Origin of the sequence: Providencia vermicola, from assembly GCF_010748935.1 — a bacterium.
GTDB lineage: Bacteria > Pseudomonadota > Gammaproteobacteria > Enterobacterales > Enterobacteriaceae > Providencia > Providencia zhejiangensis.
Genome location: NZ_CP048797.1, coordinates 113,162 through 135,344 on the forward strand (window position 1 = coordinate 113,162; position 22,183 = coordinate 135,344).

Consider the following 22,183-nt stretch of genomic DNA (forward strand, 5'->3'; position numbering starts at 1 on the left):
GCTGTGGGCCTCCTGAGTTCGCTGACCAAGCCAAATGGTGCAACCGTCAGCTATGAGTACGACGCTGCACATCGGCTGGTGGCGGAAACAGATGCACAGGGCAACCGGCGCGAGCTTGAGCTCAATGACCTCGGGAACCCAGTAGAAGAGCGACTGCTCGATGCGCTGGGCCAGACCCGTTGGATAGAGCGCCGGATCTTCAACGAAATCGGCTGGCTCTCCAGTGTCTCCGACGCCTATAGCAATCAGTCATCGTTTTCCTACGATGTGGTGGCAAACCTGATACAGGAGACCAGTCCCTCTGGTAACACACACTCCTACAAGTACGACGGCTTCCATCACCGGACACAAACGACCGATCCCCTCGGGAAGGTCACGCAGGTGCTCTACAAGGATACCGGCGATGTTTACCGTGTCTCCGACCCTCGTTCGCGCCTGACCTACTACAGCTACAACGGCTTTGGCGAAGTGACCCAGGTCCGGAGCCCGGACACCGGCACCACCGACATTACCTATGACGAAGCCGGTAACGTGGCAACGCGCAAAACGGCCAAGGGGCAAACCACAAGCTACAGCTATGACGCGCTGAACCGGATCATCGAAACCTCCAGCGATGTCGCTGGCGAATCGCCAATTCTGTACGGGTACGACGAAGCAACCTCACCATACGGCATAGGCCGCTTGACCTCAGTCGATGATGGCAACGGTGTCCGGAGATTTGGCTACACCCCCGAAGGATGGCTGGCTTACGAAACCTGGGAAACCCACGGGCAGAGCCTGACTACCCAGTACCAATACGATGGTGCAGGCCTCGTCACGAAGATCACGTATCCCAGTGGCCGTGAGGTCTCCTACACCCGTGACTCAGCCGGTGACGTCATCGAGGTGACAACGACACAAGCAGGCACCACAACAAACCTGGCAAGCCAGATTGAGCGAGCGCCCTTTGGCCCCGTCACCAGTATGGTCAGAGGGAACGGCATTTCAGAAAGCCGCACTCTGGATCTCGATTACCGTGTCACCGGCATCGACGCTGCTAGGGTGCATTCGCTGGTCTATCGGTACACGCCAGACTCGTTGATTTCAGCCATAGACGACAATCTCAGCTCATCAGTCAATCAGTCACTCGGTTATGACGCGGTTGGCCGCATCACCTCTGCTGAGGGGATCTATGGCGTTTTGGGCTATGGCTATGACGCCACCGGCAACAGGACCTCGATCACGACCGATGGCCTGAGCCAAAGCTACACCATCAACTACATGAACAACTGGTTGGTGAAGGCCGGGCAAACCTCCAGAAGCTATGACGCCAATGGCAACCTGACGAAGCAGGGGGCGGATACCTTCACCTATGACAGCCAGAACCGGCTGGTGGCCGCAACGGTCGCGGGAGTGACTGTAAGCTACACATACAACCATCTGGATCAGCGTGTAACCAAGACCCTAAACGGGCATACCCGGCTGCTGGTTTACGACCTGGCAGGAAACCTCATCGAGGAGCTGGACGCGGCCACTGGAGACGTGCTGGCGGAGTACATCTGGCTCGATGGGACACCCTTGGGCTTTGTTCAGTCAGGACAGACCTACCAAGTCCACGTCGATCACCTGGGCACCCCGAAGGCACTGACCGACGTCAGCGGCCAAGTCGTTTGGAAGGCGAGCTACAGCCCGTTCGGTAAGGCCAGCATCATCATCCAGGGGCCAACCTTCAACCTGCGATTCCCAGGACAGTATTACGACGCGGAGACCGGGTTCCACTACAACTGGCGGCGTTACTACGACCCAGCGACCGGGCGGTACATTACCAGCGACCCTCTTGGCCTGATCGATGGAGTAAACACCTACGGGTATGTGCATGGAAACCCTATGTCCAATACCGACCCGACGGGTGAATTTGCGTTTGTTGGTGCAGGTATTGGAGCTGGGTTGGAGCTACTTAGCCAACTAATCGAAAATAATGGGAGTTGGAAATGTGTTAGTTGGTCAAAAGTTGGAATCGCCGGAGCGATTGGGGCTATAGGTGGCGGCTGGGCGTCAGGAGTTTTCAGACATGCCAGCTCCGGTAAATCGTGGTTCAAATTAAGCCAAAAATGGAGCAATGTCTCACCCAGAGTAAGGAAAGTTCAAGGGGTTCCACGAGGTAATGAGCTTCACCATTGGGCTATTCAGAGAAATGGCAAGTTTGGCAAATATGTTCCTGACTCAATAAAAAACCATCCTTGGAACTTGAAGTCCATTCCAAGAGATATTCACCAAAACATTCACGGCAATGGACCTACCCCATATAGCGCATTTGGTCGTTGGTGGCACGGGACGCCTGAATGGGCAAAAGTAGCTCAAGCCTCTCCTGTTAGTGGTGGTTTAGCTGATTCAATAAATGATGAGGGATGCGGTTGTGCAAATTGAATTTCCAGCGCTGCTTGTGAGCAGCAAGAAAAGGTCGCTCTTCGTAGTGGCATCAGAATCCGAGTTCGGGAAATGTACTATTCAGTCTTTGAGGAACGGTTATTTTGAGCTGATGGACATTTATGATTCGGAAGGTCGTCACTACAAAATAGACGAGGTTGCGAGCTACAAGCCGCTAAGTCCATTCTGGTACTGGCCTGTAGAAATTGTGATGTATGGTTCTCGACTGTTTAAGGCTAATTTCAATGCTGTTCTTATCTCTAATCTGGATTGCAAGGAGTTAAAATCTGAACTTTGTGATTTGGCTAAAAAGTACAGAAGTAATTTGGATTCCGGCGTCGGAATTGAAAAGATTATGGAGGAAATGGAGTCTGCCAGAACAATTAAAGAATTGATAAAGGTTTTTGGCTAGTTATTCATTGAATACGCTGGTGTTAGTCTAGCTAACCGACGCCAGCGGCCAAGTGTTTGGAAGGCGAGCCATCATAGAGTCAGTAGAGAGAGATACTTTTGGAAATCAATAGTATTATGATTGGTACAAATGAGTTGTAGCTCCATATTTTAAAGGGGGATTTCAGAGAAATGAAGAATAAGAAGGTAATAACTTTGATAATGGCCGCAGCCGCATCATGCTCGTCAGTCTACGCCGCGACATTACCGACCAGTGAGGTAGACGCATACATACTTGCGATGAACACCATGTCACCTATCACTGCAAAGTACACCATCCAGTACAAGCAAGCGGTTGAGCAGAAATGCAATACAGCCCTGAGCGTTGAGCAGCTCAACTCAAAGGCATTCACCAATGTTGTCCAGGCAATGGTGAGTAGTGAGACCGTCGATAGAATGGGGCTTGATGCTGCTGGTGGATCACTCCAGGATACCCTGTCTGTGATCGGCAAGAACGTCACATGCAGTGACCTGAACGCGCCATTTAAAGCACTCTTGGATGATAAGGACTTCACCAGAAAGCATCAGCACCTATCGAAGGTGCTGCATACTTGGAATGAAGTTGTTTCTCAAAGCAAACCCTGAGTAACAAAAAGGAGCCTAACTGGCTCCTTTTTTAATGGGGATGATGTTACGTTCGTGGACGTTATTTTCACTCGGGATATGTAACGTTGAAAAAGGCGTACCGACAAGAGAGTGGTCACATAGCTCTCCATAATAGATGAGCGACAAAATCTCTTGCTCGTTGATTTTTCCCACCTTAAAAAGGTAATTGATTATTGCTGTATCCAGTAGGTCGTGACACCCATTAAGCAGATCCACGATATTGGCCGCAGCTTCATTTTCCTCTCCGTCATCTCGACCGGCTAATACTGATTCAACCCAAGCCTCAAGGCTCGGATGTCCCTCAGCGAGCTCTATTTGACGGCACTCGTTCTCGATCAACCCTGTGATTGCTTCGTTGAGCGTTCCGCCATAAGTCGGCATGTTGAGAACAACTCCAAATCCGGGGATTTCTTTTTGGATTGGCTTCGCATCCTTGGGAGCTGATTTCAGCCACAGGAAAAACCAGATCCCAGAGCTTATGTCTTCCGGCTTGACCTGGTTGGCCGCAAGGAATTTGGAAACCTCGTTACAGATGATGCCATCTGGCGCTGCCATCTCGTAAATACCCGCCATCAGATCTTCAAGGCTCTTATACATATTATCTCTCGCACCTGTACATGATGTTTTCACTATCGTTGTTAAGCGTTTTTTCAGCAAGTATGTTCCAGCGAGACATCTTATACCATTCCATCTAAATCTGTAAAATTACCGTATTACCGTATTACCGTAATTATGTTAATTACGGTAAATAAATTTAAGTTCTTCTTGCTGTTGTTCTACTTATTAAAATGTATCTTTGAAAAAGTAGAGTTTTTGGAATAGGATAGGTGGTGCTGAATGCCCACTTTTTACAAGGAGCGCGACCAGTGATTTTTGATGTAAGAGCGACCTTTGAAGTGGCACTCCAGACGGACACCCACCTGGTACTTATCGATCTGGATCAGGGAGCATCAGTTACGAACGATGCTGATGCAGTGATCGCCTGGTTGGCCGCAAACCTCGAAGGTGGAATTGGAAAACGTAAGGTGTACTACCGGGACACCGATGGACGCTTTGATGAGCTCAAGGTTAATGCCGGTGCTTTTGCCGGATTTGCACCTTGTAGCGAAGGCCAGCAGACCACCTTGGCTGGGATGCTCGGCCAGTAACTTTGTGTGGAGAACTCGATGTTAAACAAAAACAAATTTGAGAAAGTTTTAAAGAGAATCCTCGATAAGAACTTTGAGCGCTGCTCTATTTGCAGGAAACCATTCCCTGGACCGTGCCATACTTTTGCTGGTTTGGATTCGGACAATAAAGTTCAGAACGTAGGTTCTTGCTGTCGGACCAGTATTGTGGACTTGCGGCATGGAGGTGTGTATACGACCGCTCCTGTAGATACTCAAGAGGGGCAAAGTCAGGCGCATGAGCTACTCGCAACACATCCTTGTAAGGGGATGATGGGGCATGCTTAGCAAAAAAGTCTTTTTCATTAGTCAAGCGGAGGCCGAAAGACTGGAGCCGGTTCCCGGTGCGGCCATGATCTCCATAACTGACCCAGACAAGTCCCCTGCCGCTCTCGGACAGTGGGGGCAGTTGTACCGCGATAGCTTCTATGACGGCGGCTATTCTGAGAACACCATCCACACGATGAAGGCAGCGTTCCGGATGAATTACGCCTCTTACATTGACTCATCCCAGGCTGAAAAGCTGTCCACCTTCCTGGATGGATTGGTTGGTAGCGGTATCGATCAGATCTTCGTTCATTGCTATTACGGAGAATCCAGAAGTGGCGCGGTAGCGCTGTACCTCCAGAACAAACATGGATTCACTCCGAATAAGCCGATCACCAAGCCCAACCGAACAGTTTACGAATTGCTGTGCAATCCAACCAAGTTTGAACCACTGATGCAAAGCTACGAAACGCAACATATGGAGGAGGAACTACCTCTTCACCTCAAAATATGGGATTTTCTTCTCGTTGCGGTCGGGCTTAGGAGGTGACTTTGCACGACACAAACAATGACAAGGAAGAGCTAGTTTCACATGCGAAAGTAAATGTTCCGGCAGAACAAAGCATTCGCGGTGAACTGTTGCCGTCATCGAGCTCGCTCCGGAACATCCAGGACAACCCCGCCGTCGCCTATCTGGTGAGCCTCGGGTCAAAGCGAAGCAGGCAGACCATGAGCTCATTCCTCAACATTGTCGCCAAGATGATCGGGTTTCAGAACCTTCGTGACTGTGCATGGAGCTCAATGAGGCGGCACCACATATTGGCGGTGCTGGAAATGCTGGGGGATGCAGGGAAGGCTCCGGCAACGATCAACACCTACCTGTCAGCGCTCAAAGGGGTGGCTCTTGAAGCCTGGACGATGAAGCAAATTGATACGGATAGCTTCCAGCACATTAAGCAAGTCCGTTCAGTACGTGGATCTCGACTTCCTAAAGGGCGGGCACTTGAACGCCATGAGATTCGCAGCCTCTTTTTCACATGTGAAAGTGATTCAAGCGCCAAAGGGCTTCGGGATGCGGCCATTCTCGGGGTGCTCCTCGGGTGTGGCTTGCGCCGCTCGGAAATCGTTGCGCTGGACATGGGAAGCATGATCTACAAGGACCGCGCTCTCAAGGTTCTTGGCAAGGGCAACAAAGAGAGAATGGCGTATGTGCCTGGTGGCGCATGGAAAAGACTGGATAAGTGGGTTGAAGAGGTTCGAGGAACGCATGAAGGGCCTTTATTCCCGAGGATCAGGCGGTTTGATGATGTGACTGGAGAGCGGATGTCGGATCAGGCCATCTACCACATCTTGGAGACCAGAAGAGTTGAAGCCGGTCTGGAGATGTTTGCGCCCCATGACCTGCGACGCACCTTTGCCTCCTCGATGCTGGATAACGGTGAGGATATTGTGACCGTGAAGGACGCAATGGGCCACTCAAGCATTGCAACTACCCAGAAATATGACAGACGCGGCGATGAGCGTTTGAAGAGAGCGAGCCAACGCCTCGATATAGCGGATTAACAGCATGAATGATGAAGAACTCGAACTTGCCAGAGCCGAAGCCATGAAAGCCGATAGGTGCTTTTCAAAAGGACGGCTCAGGGACGAATTTCGGATGAAGCCTAAGCCAGGAGTAGAGCCAGTTTCGTTCTACAAAAACGGGTATGGTGGCCAATTTGGAGTGTACCGGATAGCAGATTGCCAACCAATGCGGAGAAGGGGTTGTTCACCGGCATCACAAAAGCAAATAAGGGCGCAATCCATCCTTTCGGTCAAGGCAAGAATGCGTAGCAACCTGGCAAAGGCCTCTGTCATGGCACAAAGGTGGGTCGCTCTGGAACCTCTGGTTCTCGATACCGAGACGACCGGACTTGGTGAAAGAGACCAGGTGATCGAGCTGGCTGTTACTGACATCAGAGGCGCGGTTCTCCTCTGCACCAGATTACGGCCAACCGTGGAAATAGACCCTCAGGCAATGGGTGTTCATGGCATCACCGAGACTGAGCTGTCGAATGAGCCTACGTGGACTCAAGTTGCGCCAGCTCTCGCCCGGCTTTTGTCGGGCCGTCATCTGGTGATATTTAACTCCAGTTTCGACAGTAGGATGTTGAGGCAAACAGCCAGTGCATTTGGAGACCAACTCTCTTGGTGGCAAGAGCAGAACTGTCTGTGCGCGATGAAGCTGGCGGCTGATGCCTTTGGCTCAACCAACCGGCACGGCACAATCTCACTTGCGGATGCCACCTGCGAGGCAGGTGTGAGCTGGAAAGGTCGAGCCCATTCAGCAGCGACCGACGCTATTGCCACCGCCGACTTGGTGACAGAGATAGCCAAAGTCCAACGTGACCTCATGGTCCAGCTCCAGGAGCTTCAAAGCAAAGGTAATTTGGAATGACAGAACAATCCTACGGCGAAAGCCTCAAATTTTTCTCAGACTGGCAGAAGGACCCCGCGAAACGCACCGGCCTGAATGTGCAACACACGCTAACCAGAGGTGAATATCCTACGGTCAGCATCGAGATTGCGCCGATCAGGGCATCGGGGTCCAGCCCAGACTGGAAAAGCAAGATCACGGTGCAGCTCACTCGCGGCGAACTGACGGCGTTTTGCAGCGTTCTCTTTGGTTTGCGTAGCAAGGCTGAGGGTTCCTATCACGGCGACGCGAAGAATAAGAGCTTTGCGGTTTACAACAACGGCAAGGCCGGTGTTGCGATCATCCTTAGTGAGCGAGGAAACCAGCTCCAGAATTTCATCAATGATGACGACCGAATGGAGCTCGCAGTCTTCGCAGTTCGCCAGCTTTCCAACGCATGGAAAGTTACCCCTTCTGATGCCATCGCGCTGCTACGCCAATCAGCGTGGATGGACCGAAATTTGTCCTAATCGAGCAAATCTAGGCACCCTAAAAGGGGTCGGTTCCGGCTGAGGGCGAAATGACACCCTAAGCTTTCGGTTCCTTGGGCCAAAGATATTCGCCAGTCAGTAGAATGTGCGCCCAGCCCAATGGGGATATGTGGGGAAGAAATTCAGGGGGAACATCCAACCCTTCGTTCCGCCGCTCCGTGACGGCATGACCAAGATGGACGGTATTCCAGTAAATGATCACCGCAGTCAATAAATTGAGCCCAGCGATTCGGTAGTGCTGCCCCTCTGTCGTGCGATCGCGAATTTCCCCCTGCCTCCCGATACGGAGCGCATTTTTGAGCGCATGGTGGGCCTCTCCCTTGGGCACTGTTGCAAATAGTCGGTGGTGATAAACTTATCATCCCCTTTTGCTGATGGAGCTGCACATGAACCCATTCAAAGGCCGGCATTTTCAGCGTGACATCATTCTGTGGGCCGTACGCTGGTACTGCAAATACGGCATCAGTTACCGTGAGCTGCAGGAGATGCTGGCTGAACGCGGAGTGAATGTCGATCACTCCACGATTTACCGCTGGGTTCAGCGTTATGCGCCTGAAATGGAAAAACGGCTGCGCTGGTACTGGCGTAACCCTTCCGATCTTTGCCCGTGGCACATGGATGAAACCTACGTGAAGGTCAATGGCCGCTGGGCGTATCTGTACCGGGCCGTCGACAGCCGGGGCCGCACTGTCGATTTTTATCTCTCCTCCCGTCGTAACAGCAAAGCTGCATACCGGTTTCTGGGTAAAATCCTCAACAACGTGAAGAAGTGGCAGATCCCGCGATTCATCAACACGGATAAAGCGCCCGCCTATGGTCGCGCGCTTGCTCTGCTCAAACGCGAAGGCCGGTGCCCGTCTGACGTTGAACACCGACAGATTAAGTACCGGAACAACGTGATTGAATGCGATCATGGCAAACTGAAACGGATAATCGGCGCCACGCTGGGATTTAAATCCATGAAGACGGCTTACGCCACCATCAAAGGTATTGAGGTGATGCGTGCACTACGCAAAGGCCAGGCCTCAGCATTTTATTATGGTGATCCCCTGGGCGAAATGCGCCTGGTAAGCAGAGTTTTTGAAATGTAAGGCCTTTGAATAAGACAAAAGGCTGCCTCATCGCTAACTTTGCAACAGTGCCCTCCCTTGTTAAGACCGATCTGAGCACGCCGCTGCATGTCCGTATCCAGGATCCACTCAATAATGAAAAGGGTCCGTTCAATACGACCAACTTCACGAAGCGCAACTGCAAGGTTGTTTTGTCGTGGGTAAGAAGCGAGCTTGCGCAGGAGTTGGCTGGGCCTGATTTTGCCAGCGGTCATCGTCGCGGCACAACGGAAAATATCAGGCCAGTTCGCAACGATAAGATCCTCCCGGGCTTTTCCACCTACCAACTTGCGTAACTCCCTGGGGGTCGTATCGGGATTAAATACGTACAACCGCTTCGATGGCAGATCCCTGATTCGCAGAACGAGATTGTAGCCGAGCAGGCTACTGGCTCCGAACAAATGGTCGGTGAATCCTGCTGTATCGGCATACTGTTCGCGAACATGGCGACCGACCTCGTTCATCAGTAGTCCATCGAGAATATACGGTGCCTCGCTCACGGTCGCCGGGATCGACTGACAAGCGAATGGCGCGAACTGGTCGCTTACGTGAGTATACGCTTTGAGGCCGGGAACAGAACCATATTTGGCATTGACCATGTTCATGGCTTCGCCATGCCGCGCTGTCGGGAAAAACTGACCATCGCTCGATGCTGACGTGCCCATCCCCCAGACGCGTGACATCGGCAGTTTACCCTGCGCGGCCACCACAATTGCCAATGCCTGGTTCATGGCTTCGCTTTCAACATGCCAGCGGGCAAGGCGTGAGAGCTGCCAGTAATCATGCGTGTTTGTAGCTTCCGCCATCTTACGCAGGCCCAGATTGAGCCCTTCAGCGAGCAGGACGTTGAGCAGACCGATCCGGTCGCGACATGGAGCCCCGGTTCTCAGATGGGTAAACGCATCTGTGAAACCAAGGGCTGCATCAACTTCAAGCAGCATGTCGGTAATCCGAACGGACGGCATTCGGCGATACAGATCCAGTATGAGTGCCTCGGCACCATCCGGCACGTCTGCTGTCAACCTGTCGATCCGCAACGTTCCATCTTCTATGCTACCGTGCGGAATAGTGCCGTTACGGGCAGCCCGGGCCAGCCGCTTAAGAGCGATCGTGAGTCGCGCCTTTCTGTCTGCCAGCCAATCCTGTGGGTTGGAAGGCACGGCCAGTTTTGCATTTTCCTGCGCCGCGATCATCGGCACCAGTACCTGCTTGAGGTCACCATAGCGGCGCGAATGAGCGAGCCAGACATCTCCGGAACGAAAAGCATCCCGGAGGTGAAAGAGTACCGCCACTTCCCAAAGACGGGTATCTCCTTTTTCCTGAGCTCGTAAATGACGGTTCCATTTGGAGCTGGGCCGCAGGAAACGCCTTTCTGGCGATGCAACACCTTTCATCTCTCCGATCGACAAAGCTGCTGCTACCAATGGTCCGGCGACCGGCGCGGCTTCGAGCTTCAGACAGCGCAACATGCGGGGCGCATAACGACGAAAGCGATGGTATCCCTGCCCGACATATGCAAGAGGCTCATCGGCTAGCGTGTTGCTGAGTTGAGTCCCTGTCGCTACCAGTTGAGCGAGCCGGTCCCATGCAACCGAACTGGCGACAGCCATCTCCAGCGGGGTTCCGTCACTGCGGGCCTCAAGCAACGAAGCTCCCAGCGCGGTGAAGGTACGGATCGTATCCGTGAGTGTGGCTTTAGAGCCGGAAATTGTTTCGTCATGCTGGCGCTTCGCTTCCCGCCAGGTTTTTCCTACGATCCTGTCATGGGTTTCGACTATGGCATCAGCAATCGCCGCTTCCCACTCCACAACACAGACGGCAAGGATCGCCCAGCGGCGGTCCGAAGTGATGTCACGCAAACCGTCGGTGAAGTAGCGTTCACCCTGCCGACGCAGCCGGGCAATGCGATGGGCAGGTATGCTGGCCAAAGCACTATGATTGATATTCAGGGTACGCAGAAATTCGAGCCTGTCGAGCAAACGGTTAGCAGCAGCCGAGTTGTTACCAACCTCGAAGTTGCGAAGCCAGATGAAACGACTGATATTGCCGGCGAGCATTTCACTCAGAAGTTTGTCCAGGTGATCGCGAACATCCGCTGTTAAATTTTCCGCAATCCGCGTTTCAATCCGCCGCTCAGCGGCGACCAGAGCATCCGCGCACAAGCGCTCGATTGTCGATACTGCGGGCAGAATGGTGGAAGTTTCCCGACACCGCACAATAAAACGATGAGCAAGATCCTCGTTTGATCTGGCATCTTCGGCCTGGCCGAAAGTCCACTCCCGCAGATCACGGGCACCACGGCCCGTGAAGGTCTTGTAGCCGTAAATTTCGCGCAGCGTGTCCATGTGCTGCTGACGGGTTTGGCGCCGTGTGGCATAAGTGAGAAGCGCATCAGCCGGAACTCCAAGCTGAGCACCGACGAAGGAAAGGACTTCACGCGGGATCATCTCACCAGGAGCCAGTGCACGGCCCGGATATCGTAAGGGGGTCAGTTTGGATATCGAAAATTATTGTACTATAAGGGCTTCCCCGAACAGTCAACGCCGGTTTTTAATTTCTGTCTGTTCATCAATGAAAGGCAAGGGATAAGACTGCGCTACTATAAACGGTCATGCTGAATCGCTAGTGATTCGGACCCTGATGAAAGACGCTCGTGAGATCCTCCTTCGTTAATCGGATAGTGATATCCAGTAGGATATGCAGATACTTCTCACGGGGGTCTAACCCTTTACCATCAACAATTTACAGTTCAGTTACTACTCAGTTAAATTTTTCATGTTGTTGAATACAGTCTGAAGTCATCGCCGTAATGTAATGATGCCCAGCACAACCTCGCATTCTTGGCGGCGATTGCAACGACAGCACGCCAGTATCCCCGCCTACCAATCAACGAGCAGACCCAACGGCTAAACGGGTCCGTTCTATTCTCTGCCCCTACCATTACAGAACGGGCTCCCTGGACCAGTAGGGTTCGCAGATAGGCATCACCCGCTTTTGTTATCCTGCCAAGCTTTGATTTTCCGCCACTACTGTATTGTGATGGCGTTAGCCCCAACCAGGCTGCCAGTTGGCGCCCGTTCTTAAAATCATGGGCATTGCCAATACTGGCGACCAGCGCACTCGCTGTGGTGGGCCCAACACCTTTCAGTTCCATTAACTGCTGGCTGCGATGATCTGTTTTGGCCACACGAGATAATACCCTGTCATATTCGGCGATTTTCTCTTCAATATTAGTGACATGTGTCAATAGATCATCAATGCACAGCCTAACCTGTACTGGCAGAGTTTCCTTCTGGTCAGAAACAACATGACGCAGAGCATCAGTGCTTTGTGGGGCAATAACCCCGAATTCAGATATCAGGCCCCGAAGACGGTTATACGTTGCTGTTCTTTCCTGGATAAATCCCTGTCTTGTCCGATGTAAGCATTGCATTGCCTGCTGGCTTTCGTCTTTGACTGGTACAAAGCGCATATGCGGCCGCTGCACTGCCTCACAAATAGCTATTGCATCAGCTGCATCATTTTTCCCGGTCTTACCCGCCATGCGATAGGGTGAGACAAATTTCGGAGCCATCAACCGGACATCATGGCCATACTGCCTGAATAATCTTGCCCAATAGTGGGCACCCGAGCAGGCTTCCATTCCAATGACACAGGGAGGTAAACCTGCGATGAGTTCAGAAAGTGCTGCACGCGACACCTTGGGTTTAACCAGAACAGCTTTACCATTTTGGTCAATGCAGTGAACAGCAAACACATTTTTAGCAAGATCGATACCGACAGTGGTGATGGTCATAACGAATCCCTCTGGGTCAATGTTTATCCTATGATTGCACGAAAGTTAATCAGGCGCATATCTAGGGGAAGTCCCTTCCATTCGTTAGGCTCATTTTTTGACCATCAATGATGAGCCAATATCTGGCGAAATTTAACAGAACCGCCTATGCCCCAAATCCCGTATCGGTAGATATCATTTTTGTAGTAACTTTCCTTCCGACAGTATCACAGCCAAAAATAATATAAATATATGATTTATATCGTAAATAAAGGTAGTTATGTTTATTCTTAGTTATACTATAGTGGAGTATGCATTGACGATAATTATATACTCCACTATAGTATATAAAATCAAAAATGGTGAGGTAAATAATGCCCAGTACTCCTGAAGAGAAAAAAAAGGTCCTTACCCGTGTTCGCCGCATTCGGGGTCAGATTGATGCTCTGGAAAGAGCGCTGGAAAATGGTGCTGAATGCCGTTCCATTCTTCAGCAGATAGCTGCCGTTCGCGGAGCAGCTAACGGTCTTATGGCAGAGGTGCTCGAGAGCCACATACGGGAAACCTTTGACCAGAATGACAGCTACAGCCATGAAATCAGTAAATCCGTTGACGATACGATTGAACTGGTTCGCGCCTATCTTAAATAGCTAAGCCATCACATTGAGGATAATTTACATATGAAATCACGTGCTGCCGTTGCATTTGCACCAGGGAAGCCCCTGGAGATTGTTGAAATTGATGTTGCACCACCTAAAAAAGGCGAGGTGCTGATTAAAAATACCCACACCGGTGTCTGCCACACCGATGCCTTTACCCTCTCCGGGAACGATCCTGAGGGCGTTTTCCCGGTGGTTCTCGGCCACGAAGGGGCCGGTGTCGTCGTGGAGGTCGGTGAAGGCGTGACCAGCGTGAAGCCGGGAGACCATGTGATTCCGCTTTACACCGCCGAATGCGGGGAGTGTGAATTCTGTCAGTCCGGGAAAACGAACCTCTGTGTATCGGTTCGCGAAACTCAGGGAAAAGGACTGATGCCTGACGGAACCACCCGCTTTTCTTACAATGGCCAGCCTCTTTACCACTACATGGGATGCTCCACCTTCAGTGAGTATACGGTAGTGGCCGAGGTTTCTCTGGCAAAAATTAACCCGGAGGCAAACCATGAACACGTCTGCCTGCTGGGCTGTGGCGTGACTACCGGGATTGGCGCTGTTCACAACACAGCGAAAGTACAGCCTGGAGATTCTGTCGCTATTTTTGGTCTTGGCGCAATCGGTCTGGCTGCCGTTCAGGGGGCTCGCCAGGCAAAAGCAGGACGCATTATCGCTATCGACACCAACCCGGCCAAATTCGAACTTGCCCGTCAGTTCGGTGCAACCGACTGCATCAACCCGAACGACCATGACAAACCGATTAAAGATGTGCTGCTTGAAATCAACAAATGGGGCATTGACCACACTTTTGAATGTATCGGTAACGTCAACGTTATGCGTGCGGCGCTGGAAAGTGCTCACCGTGGCTGGGGCCAGTCCATTGTCATCGGCGTGGCCGGCGCCGGGCAGGAGATATCCACCCGTCCATTCCAGCTCGTTACCGGGCGCGTATGGAAAGGTTCTGCTTTCGGCGGAGTGAAAGGCCGTACGCAACTTCCGGCCATGGTAGAAGATGCCATGAAGGGTGAAATTGAACTGGAGCCATTTGTTACCCACACGATGACGCTGGATGAAATCAATGAGGCCTTCGATCTTATGCATGAAGGTAAATCAATCCGTACGGTAATCCGTTACTGATAGCGTCTTAACTGAGTCAAACCAACTGAAGGAAATGGATCATGGCAACACCTGTAATTTCTGGTAATGACGTTTTTTCCCACGTCTTCATCGGTGCATCCGATGTTGAAAAATCCGCTGATTTTTACGATGCTGTCCTCGGTACGCTTGGCATCAATAACCTCGGCCCGTTTGGCAATGGCTGGGTACTTTATGGTCGCGAAAAGCCAGCCTTTATTATTGCACATCCGGGCAACGGTGAAGCGCCATCGGCCAACGGCGTTACTGTCGGCTTTGCAGCTGCAAGTCCGGAAGAAGTTGATGCTTTCCACGCCGCGGGCCTTGCCGCCGGAGGGAAAGATGAAGGTCAGCCTGGCCCGCGCAGCCATCTCCCTGGAGCCTATGCAGCCTACCTGCGAGACCCTGCGGGTAACAAAATCACGGCTTATACGTTCATCTGACGTCCGGCTATAAAGAGACTTCCCCTGACTCCCTGTCAGGGGAAATAACCATGAGACAGAGGCTGATGGAACTCATCGAGCAGCATGCCAGCGCTGGCGGCTGGCAAAACGTATACCGCCATAATTCACAAACACTTAATTGTGGGATGAATTTCGGTGTTTATCTTCCCCCCAAAGCAGCAACAGAAAAACTGCCGGTCCTGTACTGGCTCTCGGGTCTGACCTGTACGGAGCAGAATTTCATCACCAAATCGGGTATGCAGCATTATGCCGCCAGGAACAACATCATCGTCGTTGTTCCTGATACCAGTCCCCGTGGAGAGCATGTCGCAGATGCTGACAGCTACGATCTGGGCCAGGGTGCCGGATTTTATCTGAACGCGACGGAACATCCGTGGAACACGCATTACAGGATGTATGACTATATTCTCCATGAGCTTCCGGATGTTGTCATGGAGCATTTACCTGTAACATCAAGGAAATCAATATCCGGTCACTCCATGGGGGGGCTGGGAGCGCTGGTTCTGTCGCTGCGAAATCCTGATGAATATGTGAGTGTATCGGCATTTTCACCAATAGTGTCACCTTCTCAGGTGCCATGGGGACAACAGGCATTCACCGCGTACCTGGGTGAAAATAAAAAAACGTGGGAGCACTACGATCCCGTCAGTCTCATTTTACAGGGTGCGAAATTACCAGAAATTTTTATTGACCAGGGATTAAGTGACGCCTTTTATGAAGATCAGTTACGCACTAAAAGTCTTGAAAGAGTGTGCAACGAGATGAACATCAACGCATCATTCCGATATCATACTGGTTACGACCACAGCTATTATTTCATTTCCAGCTTTATTGGTGAGCACATTGCTTACCATGCCAACAGGCTCAGGCTGTCAGCATGAGTTGATTTCCAGCCTCAGAAAATGTGCTTAATTTTCAGGCCTGAACAGGGCCTGAATCCTGCAGACCTGAGATGTGCTGTAACCGGTGGCTTCAGCAGTTTCTCTTATGCTCAGTTTCTTGACCTGTCGGTAATACAGAACTTTCTTATGTCGTTCCTGATCGGCCTGTTTGCCCCGGTATTTTCCCAGCGTATGTGCCCGTTCAATTCCCTGCTTCTGCCGATGGCGGCGGCTCAGCCAGTCCTTATGCGACATCGCGGCCATCAGGTCGATAAGCATATTATTGATGGCGGTTATCACGGCGCGGGTGATTGGGTCAGCCTGCGAAGGATCTTTATCTGACAGCGCCTGCCATGAGGTGGGTACATCGAGGCTGACAATCCGCAGCTCGTGTTGCTCGATTTGCTTTTTCAGCGTCATCCAGTCGCTGTTGCTCAGACGGGTCAGACGGTCTATCTGCTCGACCAGTAAAATATCATTGCGGTGACTGTCCATCAGTAAGCGCCCCAGTTCCGGGCGGTCAAGTTTTGTACCGCTGATGTTCTCCCGGTAGTAACTGGCTATTTTATGTCCCCGCTCCTGAACAAACTGCTCCAGCATCTCTTTTGCCCGATCGGCGAACTGATCTTCCGTCGATGCCCTTAAATAAGCTCTGATGAACATTTTTCCACCACGTTATCGCATTTAAGTTATTGCATTTAATCTATCGCATATAGGTTATGTCATTCATCGTGTGCCGTCACGTTTTGAATATGGCGTCAGGGTGTACCCTTATGCGATAACCATTTTTGCTAAAAATACCGCATCGGATAATTTATGAGGGAAACTATATGGCAAGGAGGCAGATTCTTTCTCTGTCGGAAAGAGAATCATTACTGGCATTACCGGACGATGAGTTAACGCTGACACGAATGGCCTATTTCAGTGAGCATGATCTGGCGCTTATCAGTGCTCACCGTAAACCTGCCAGCCGTTTTGGTTTTGCCGTCCTTCTTTGCTATCTGAAAAATGTCGGCTTTGCACCGGATAAAAAAATCCCACCCTCTGATGCGCTGCTGAAGCATATCGCCAGCAGGCTAAAACTTACCGGGGATCTCTGGCCTGCTTACCTTTCCGGCAGGGATACCACCCGGCGCGAGCATTTAACCGAACTGTACCGCTATCTTGGCGTAAAAGCGTTCACCGGCAAAATACAGCAGGACTGTATTACACACCTGCTGCCGATGGCGACGCGCACCGATAAAGGTATTCTCCTGGCCGAAGAACTGCTGGTCTGGCTCCGGAAGAACAACGTGATAATCCCCGCGATTGATGTCGTGGAGCGTACCTGTGCGGAGGCCATGGCTGGCGGCGATAAAATCGTATTTCAGACCCTGAATGCCCCGTTAACTCCGGCTCACAGGGATGCCCTTGATCGTTTACTTGAGTCCTCAGATAATCAGTTTTCCAGACTGACATGGCTTCTGCAACCGCCAGGTAAAATCAATGGTAAGAACGTGCTACAACACCTTGATCGGCTCAGTAGCATTGAATCGCTGGCGTTACCGGAAGGTATAGATCGTACCATTCACCAGAACCGGTTGCTGAAACTGGCGCGGGAAGGCCGGAAGATGAGTAGCCGGGATTTGACCCGATTTTCAGCAGCCCGGCGTCATGCGATCTTGGTGTGCGTGCTGGAAGAAGCCCGAGCCACACTGACAGATGAAGTGATTGAGCTGCATGAACGCATGCTGAACAGCCTGTTCAGCAAAGCCAAAAGAACACAGGCTGAGCGCCTTCAGCAGACCGGAAAGCTGATCCAGTCAAAACTGAGGCAGTACATCGATGTCGGCCAGGCACTGTCTGAAGCCCGTGATTCCGGTGGCGATCCATGGCTCGCAATAGAAAACATACTGCCATGGCCTGAATTTGTCGCCAGTCTGGAGGAAACACGCCATCTCGCCAGGAAAAATAATTTTGATCCGCTGCATATTATTACTGAGAAATACAGCACATTACGGAAATATGCCCCGCGCATGTTATCCGCTTTACAGTTAGTCGCCACCCCGGCAGCGCAACCTCTGGCTGATGCGCTGGTTGTGATCAAGGATATGTACCGGAAGCAGTCACGTAAAGTTCCGGCGACAGCGCCGCTTGAGTTTGTCCCTGAAAGCTGGCGCAAGGTGGTGATTACACCTGCGGGTGTTGACCGGCAGTACTATGAATTTTGTGCGCTCAGCGAGCTTAAGGGGGCATTGCGCTCCGGGGACATCTGGGTTAAAGGCTCACGCCGCTACAAAAACTTTGATGATTACCTCATTCCCGAAAAGGACTTTGACAAACTCACACCGGCGCTACCCCTGCCCGTATCTGCTGATTATCATGAGTACATTACCAGCCGTATGACCCTGCTTCAGTCCAGACTTGAAGAGGTCAATGCCATGGCTGCCCTTGGTGAGCTGCCCGATGTGGAAATATCTGACAGGGGAGTAAAAGTATCTCCGCTGGATAATTGCGTCCCGGTGCAGGTTTCACCGCTGGCAGAGCTGGTTTACAGCATGCTACCGCGTCCTAAAATCACGGAAATTCTCGATGAGGTAAACAGCTGGACGACGTTTACCCGACATTTTTCGCATATAAAAAATGACATTACCCGTCCCGATACCCGCCTGCTCCTCACCACCATCCTTGCGGATGGCATCAATCTTGGTCTGACCAAAATGGCGGAAGCCTGCCCCGGAAGCACCAAATCATCACTGGAAGATATCCAGGCATGGTACATCCGCGACGAAACCTATTCAGCCGCCCTTGCAGAGCTGGTAAACGCGCAGGGGAAAAGACCACTTGCGGCATTCTGGGGAGACGGGACAACGTCATCATCAGACGGACAAAATTTCAGAACAGGCAGCTCAGGCCGCTACGCAGGGCAGGTTAACCCGAAATACGGGCAGGAGCCCGGACGTCAGTTTTATACCCATATTTCGGATCAATACAGCCCGTTTTATACCTGCATAATCAGTCGAGTCAGGGATTCAACCCATGTTCTCGATGGCTTGCTGTACCACGAAAGCGACCTGGAAATCAGGGAGCATTACACCGATACAGCGGGTTTCACCGATCATGTCTTTGCCCTGATGCATCTGCTGGGATTTGCGTTCTGTCCGCGAATCAGGGATCTCCACGACAAGAAGCTGTTTATCCAAGGGAAAGCAGACCGGTACCCGGCGCTTCAGTCACTGATATCAACGACCAGCCTGAATCTGAAAGAGATCGAAATTCACTGGCGTGAAGTGCTGCGTCTGGCGACCTCGATAAAGCAGGGAACCGTGACAGCATCTCTGATGCTGAAAAAGCTGGCCAGCTACCCCAAGCAAAACGGACTTGCCAAAGCACTGAGAGAAATTGGCCGCATTGAGCGAACGCTGTTTATGCTCGACTGGTTCCGCGATCCTACACTGCGTCGGCGAGTACAGGCGGGGCTGAATAAAGGAGAAGCCCGTAACGCGCTGGCGCGGGCGGTATTCCTGCACCGGCTGGGTGAAATCAGGGACCGAAAACCGGAAAATCAGAGTTATCGCGCCAGTGGGCTTACGCTGCTGACGGCTGCTATCTCACTGTGGAATACCGTCTATATGGAAAGGGCGATCGATGCCCTGAAGCGTAAAGGGGTGAAGATCAACGAGCAACTGCTGTCACATTTGTCGCCGTTAGGCTGGGAGCACATTAATCTGACAGGGGATTATATCTGGAAAAGCAACAGGATACCGGCTTCCGGTAAGTTTCGTCGGTTGAGACCCGCTAAAGTCGAAAGGTCAAAAAATAGCCTTAACGAATGGAAGGGACTTCCCCTGGATATGCGCCTGATTAACTCTTGTGCAATCATGGGGTAAACATAGCCCCGGAGGGATTCGTTATGACCATCACGACTGTCGGTATCGATCTTGCTAAAAATGTGTTCGCTGTTCACTGCGTTGACCAACACGGTAAAACTGTTCTGGTTAAACCCAAAGTATCGCGTGCTGCCCTTCCTGAGCTGATTGCCAGTTTACCTCCCTGTGTTATCGGGATGGAGGCATGCTCCGGGGCTCACTACTGGGCAAGGTTGTTTCGGCAATATGGTCATGAACCACGGCTGATGGCTGCTAAATTTGTATCTCCTTACCGCATGGCCGGTAAATCAGGCAAAAATGATGCAGCTGATGCTCAGGCTATCTGTGAAGCAGTTCGTCGCCCGCATATGCGGTTTGTACCAGTGAAGGATGAGAGCCAGCAGGCGATGCAATGCCTACACCGTATCAGACAGGGTTTTATCGAAGAGAAAACAGCAACATATAACCGATTGAGAGGTTTGATATCGGAATTCGGTGTCATCGCCCCACAAAGTACAGATGCCCTGCGTCACATGGTTTCTGAGCAGAAGAGTTCTTTGCCACTTCAGGTTCAACAATGTGTTAATGACCTGCTGGAACACATTGATCGTATTGAAGATAATATTACTGAATATGACCGGATTTTGTCCCGCATGGCAAAAACAGATCACCGCAGCCAGCGATTGATGGAACTGAAAGGGATTGGTCCCACAACGGCCTGTGCGCTGGTCGCCAGTATCGGTAATGCACACGATTTTAAAAATGGGCGACAACTGGCAGCCTGGCTGGGACTAACGCCATCGCAGTACAGCAGTGGTGGGAAATCAAAGCTTGGCAGGATAACTAAAGCTGGCGATTCGTATCTGCGAACGCTACTGGTTCAGGGGGCTCGTTCGGTTCTGATTGGTGCCGAGAAAAGGACTGATTTATTCAGTCGTTGGGTCTGTTCACTGGTCGATCGCAGAGGATACTGGCGTGCCGTTGTAGCCATCGCCGCCAAAAACGCAAGGCTGTGCTGGGCATCATTGCATTACGGTGATGATTTCAGGCTGTACTCAGCCAGCTAAAGCACGAAACAAAATAACCATCTGACCTGCAATTCGTTGATGATAAAGGGTTAGACCCCGTGAGGCCTATCTGGCTATTGTACAGGATATACGTATCCGCTTAACGAACAAGAACCTCACGCGCGTCTTTCATCAGGGTCCGAATCGATGACGATTCATCATGGCCGTTTATAGTACCGCAGTCTCTCCCCTTTATTTTTACTGAAGAGCAGACAGAAACCATAAACACCGGCGTTGACACGCCGGGGAAGCCCTTATAGTACAATAATTTTCGATATCCAAACTGACCCCGTAAGGCACAAAGTTGCAGGGCAAAGCCAATCCTGTTTTCCGGTCTGCGGCGCTGCCTAATGTTTTCCAGGTCATCATCGCCCAGCGTGTAGAACTTCAGTAGCGACAGTTCGTCCGTGGGCAGATCGAACAGCGCTGCTCGCTGCCGTTCGGTGAAAATATGGCGTCGTGACATACAAATTCGTCCCTTTTGAAGTATAGTCTGTTTTGGACAACAGCCAGCCCATATAAATCAGGGCGTTCCGATACAAAAATCCAGGAGGGTTCAATTGGGACATCGTGCCGCCATTTACTGCCGGGTTTCAACAGCGGATCAGTCTTGTGAACGCCAGGAATTTGATCTGCGAGCCTTCGCCGGCTGTGCCGGCTACGACGTGGTGGGAATATTTAAGGAAACAGGTTCAGGAACTAAACTCGACCGGGCCGAGCGAAAGAAAGTCCTGGCGCTTGCCCAGTCCAGACAAATTGATGCAATCCTGGTCACTGAGCTTTCCCGGTGGGGGCGCTCGACGCTCGATCTGCTCAATACGCTACGTGAACTGGAGAACTGGAAGGTTTCCGTGATAGCCATGAATGGAATGGCGTTCGATCTTTCGTCGCCGTATGGACGAATGCTGGCGACGTTTCTTTCCGGCATTGCGGAGTTTGAGCGGGATCTCATCAGCGAGCGGGTCAAGTCAGGCCTTGCTGTTGCGAAGGCACGTGGTAAGAGGCTTGGTCGTCAGGCCGGAGTGCGACCAAAATCAGACCGACTTTTGCCTAAGGTGGTTGCGATGAGGGCCGAGGGACGCAGCTATCGCTGGATCGCACGCGAGCTCGGTATCAGCAAGAATACCGTCGCTGACATCGTGCAACGACACAGAGCTAACGCTTAGGGTGTCATTTCGCCCTCAGCCGGAACCGACCCCTAAAAGTCGTCCTATAACCACAAAGTTAGACCATCATGCAAAGTGGGGTATAGAGGGTGCCAGCCCCACCCCAGCAGTCCCCCTCAGCCACATTTCTGGCTTGCCCCGCGCTTTTCTTCTTTCTCTCTTTTTCTCTCTCTTTCTCAATCTAATCTCACACACGAAGGTCAAACAGGGCACCCGCCGACGCGAAGCGGAGGCGTATTCTTGCC

At 51.6% G+C, this 22,183-nt stretch carries 19 protein-coding genes and 3 pseudogenes; 16 read left to right on the forward strand and 6 right to left on the reverse strand.

From position 1 onward, the window contains the following. Positions 1 to 3 precede the first annotated feature (3 nt). From G3341_RS20240 to G3341_RS20250, 3 genes are all read left to right on the forward strand, one after another. Positions 4 to 2,406, forward strand: a complete 2,403-nt coding sequence (locus G3341_RS20240) for an RHS repeat-associated core domain-containing protein (protein WP_004201181.1) — start codon at positions 4 to 6, stop codon at positions 2,404 to 2,406. Further along, positions 2,396 to 2,818 (forward strand): hypothetical protein, encoded by a 423-nt coding sequence (locus G3341_RS20245; RefSeq protein ID WP_001165345.1) that lies wholly within the window; start codon positions 2,396 to 2,398, stop codon positions 2,816 to 2,818. Before G3341_RS20240 ends, G3341_RS20245 begins: the two co-directional genes overlap by 11 nt. Positions 2,819 to 2,988: 170 nt before the next feature. Beyond that, positions 2,989 to 3,441 carry a hypothetical protein gene (locus tag G3341_RS20250; RefSeq protein WP_000791469.1) on the forward strand — a complete coding sequence of 151 codons (453 nt, stop codon included), beginning with the start codon at positions 2,989 to 2,991 and terminating at the stop codon, positions 3,439 to 3,441. A 15-nt stretch (positions 3,442 to 3,456) separates the two neighbouring features. On the opposite strand, the gene G3341_RS20255 is transcribed toward G3341_RS20250, so the two are convergent. Continuing rightward, positions 3,457 to 4,059 (reverse strand): hypothetical protein, encoded by a 603-nt coding sequence (locus tag G3341_RS20255; protein WP_000278322.1) that lies wholly within the window; start codon positions 4,057 to 4,059, stop codon positions 3,457 to 3,459. A gap of 269 nt (positions 4,060 to 4,328) precedes the next feature. On the opposite strand from G3341_RS20255, the gene G3341_RS20260 reads away from it, so the two are divergent. The 5 genes from G3341_RS20260 to G3341_RS20280 all read left to right on the forward strand — a co-directional run bounded on the left by G3341_RS20260 (position 4,329) and on the right by G3341_RS20280 (position 7,820). Then, a complete protein-coding gene (locus tag G3341_RS20260) occupies positions 4,329 to 4,610 on the forward strand; it encodes a hypothetical protein (RefSeq protein ID WP_000575657.1) in 282 nt (93 codons plus the stop codon). 298 nt (positions 4,611 to 4,908) lie between these two features. After that, the gene (locus tag G3341_RS20265; RefSeq protein ID WP_000949433.1) at positions 4,909 to 5,445 is read left to right on the forward strand and encodes a hypothetical protein; all 537 of its coding nucleotides are present in this window, start codon (positions 4,909 to 4,911) and stop codon (positions 5,443 to 5,445) included. Between the two features lie 2 nt (positions 5,446 to 5,447). After that, a complete protein-coding gene (locus G3341_RS20270) occupies positions 5,448 to 6,458 on the forward strand; it encodes a tyrosine-type recombinase/integrase (protein WP_000543934.1) in 1,011 nt (336 codons plus the stop codon). 4 nt (positions 6,459 to 6,462) lie between these two features. Then, positions 6,463 to 7,332 carry a 3'-5' exonuclease gene (locus G3341_RS20275; protein ID WP_004201184.1) on the forward strand — a complete coding sequence of 290 codons (870 nt, stop codon included), beginning with the start codon at positions 6,463 to 6,465 and terminating at the stop codon, positions 7,330 to 7,332. Next, positions 7,329 to 7,820: a hypothetical protein gene (locus tag G3341_RS20280; RefSeq protein WP_000139717.1), complete on the forward strand. Its 492-nt coding sequence runs from the start codon at positions 7,329 to 7,331 to the stop codon at positions 7,818 to 7,820. The genes G3341_RS20275 and G3341_RS20280 overlap by 4 nt, the downstream gene beginning before the upstream one ends. A gap of 58 nt (positions 7,821 to 7,878) precedes the next feature. Here G3341_RS20280 and G3341_RS20285 read toward each other — a convergent pair. Next, positions 7,879 to 8,163, reverse strand: a pseudogene (locus G3341_RS20285) (Tn3 family transposase); the annotation flags it as partial. Between the two features lie 64 nt (positions 8,164 to 8,227). Here G3341_RS20285 and G3341_RS20290 point away from each other — a divergent pair. Next, positions 8,228 to 8,932 carry an IS6-like element IS26 family transposase gene (locus G3341_RS20290; RefSeq protein WP_001067855.1) on the forward strand — a complete coding sequence of 235 codons (705 nt, stop codon included), beginning with the start codon at positions 8,228 to 8,230 and terminating at the stop codon, positions 8,930 to 8,932. 53 nt (positions 8,933 to 8,985) lie between these two features. On the opposite strand, the pseudogene G3341_RS20295 reads toward G3341_RS20290, so the two are convergent. Beyond that, positions 8,986 to 11,445 (reverse strand): annotated as a pseudogene (locus G3341_RS20295) (Tn3-like element Tn5403 family transposase); the annotation flags it as partial. Positions 11,446 to 11,723: 278 nt separating this feature from the next. Then, positions 11,724 to 12,746: an IS110-like element IS5708 family transposase gene (locus tag G3341_RS20300; RefSeq protein WP_000156884.1), complete on the reverse strand. Its 1,023-nt coding sequence runs from the start codon at positions 12,744 to 12,746 to the stop codon at positions 11,724 to 11,726. Between the two features lie 353 nt (positions 12,747 to 13,099). On the opposite strand from G3341_RS20300, the gene frmR reads away from it, so the two are divergent. The 4 genes from frmR to fghA all read left to right on the forward strand — a co-directional run bounded on the left by frmR (position 13,100) and on the right by fghA (position 15,857). Continuing rightward, positions 13,100 to 13,375 (forward strand): formaldehyde-responsive transcriptional repressor FrmR, encoded by a 276-nt coding sequence (gene frmR, locus G3341_RS20305; RefSeq protein ID WP_001141270.1) that lies wholly within the window; start codon positions 13,100 to 13,102, stop codon positions 13,373 to 13,375. Between the two features lie 30 nt (positions 13,376 to 13,405). Next, positions 13,406 to 14,515 carry an S-(hydroxymethyl)glutathione dehydrogenase gene (frmA, locus tag G3341_RS20310; RefSeq protein WP_000842086.1) on the forward strand — a complete coding sequence of 370 codons (1,110 nt, stop codon included), beginning with the start codon at positions 13,406 to 13,408 and terminating at the stop codon, positions 14,513 to 14,515. A 41-nt stretch (positions 14,516 to 14,556) separates the two neighbouring features. After that, positions 14,557 to 14,955, forward strand: a complete 399-nt coding sequence (locus tag G3341_RS20315; protein ID WP_000235177.1) for a VOC family protein — start codon at positions 14,557 to 14,559, stop codon at positions 14,953 to 14,955. 65 nt (positions 14,956 to 15,020) lie between these two features. Then, on the forward strand, positions 15,021 to 15,857 hold the full coding sequence (gene fghA / locus G3341_RS20320) for an S-formylglutathione hydrolase (protein WP_071686688.1): 837 nt from the start codon (positions 15,021 to 15,023) through the stop codon (positions 15,855 to 15,857). 27 nt (positions 15,858 to 15,884) lie between these two features. On the opposite strand, the gene G3341_RS20325 is transcribed toward fghA, so the two are convergent. Further along, complete coding sequence (locus G3341_RS20325) at positions 15,885 to 16,520, reverse strand: recombinase family protein (RefSeq protein WP_000470623.1); 636 nt, start codon at positions 16,518 to 16,520, stop codon at positions 15,885 to 15,887. Between the two features lie 167 nt (positions 16,521 to 16,687). Between G3341_RS20325 and G3341_RS20330 the strand changes: the two genes are divergently transcribed. Beyond that, positions 16,688 to 19,726: a Tn3 family transposase gene (locus tag G3341_RS20330; RefSeq protein ID WP_163863687.1), complete on the forward strand. Its 3,039-nt coding sequence runs from the start codon at positions 16,688 to 16,690 to the stop codon at positions 19,724 to 19,726. 23 nt (positions 19,727 to 19,749) lie between these two features. Continuing rightward, entirely contained in the window at positions 19,750 to 20,772 is a 1,023-nt protein-coding gene (locus tag G3341_RS20335) for an IS110 family transposase (RefSeq protein WP_001572362.1), read from the forward strand. Between the two features lie 289 nt (positions 20,773 to 21,061). Here the strand turns inward: G3341_RS20335 and G3341_RS20835 are convergent. Continuing rightward, positions 21,062 to 21,238 (reverse strand): annotated as a pseudogene (locus tag G3341_RS20835) (DUF4158 domain-containing protein); the annotation flags it as partial. A gap of 94 nt (positions 21,239 to 21,332) precedes the next feature. On the opposite strand from G3341_RS20835, the gene G3341_RS20345 reads away from it, so the two are divergent. Then, positions 21,333 to 21,938, forward strand: a complete 606-nt coding sequence (locus tag G3341_RS20345) for a recombinase family protein (protein ID WP_000509965.1) — start codon at positions 21,333 to 21,335, stop codon at positions 21,936 to 21,938. Positions 21,939 to 22,183: the final 245 nt, after the last annotated feature.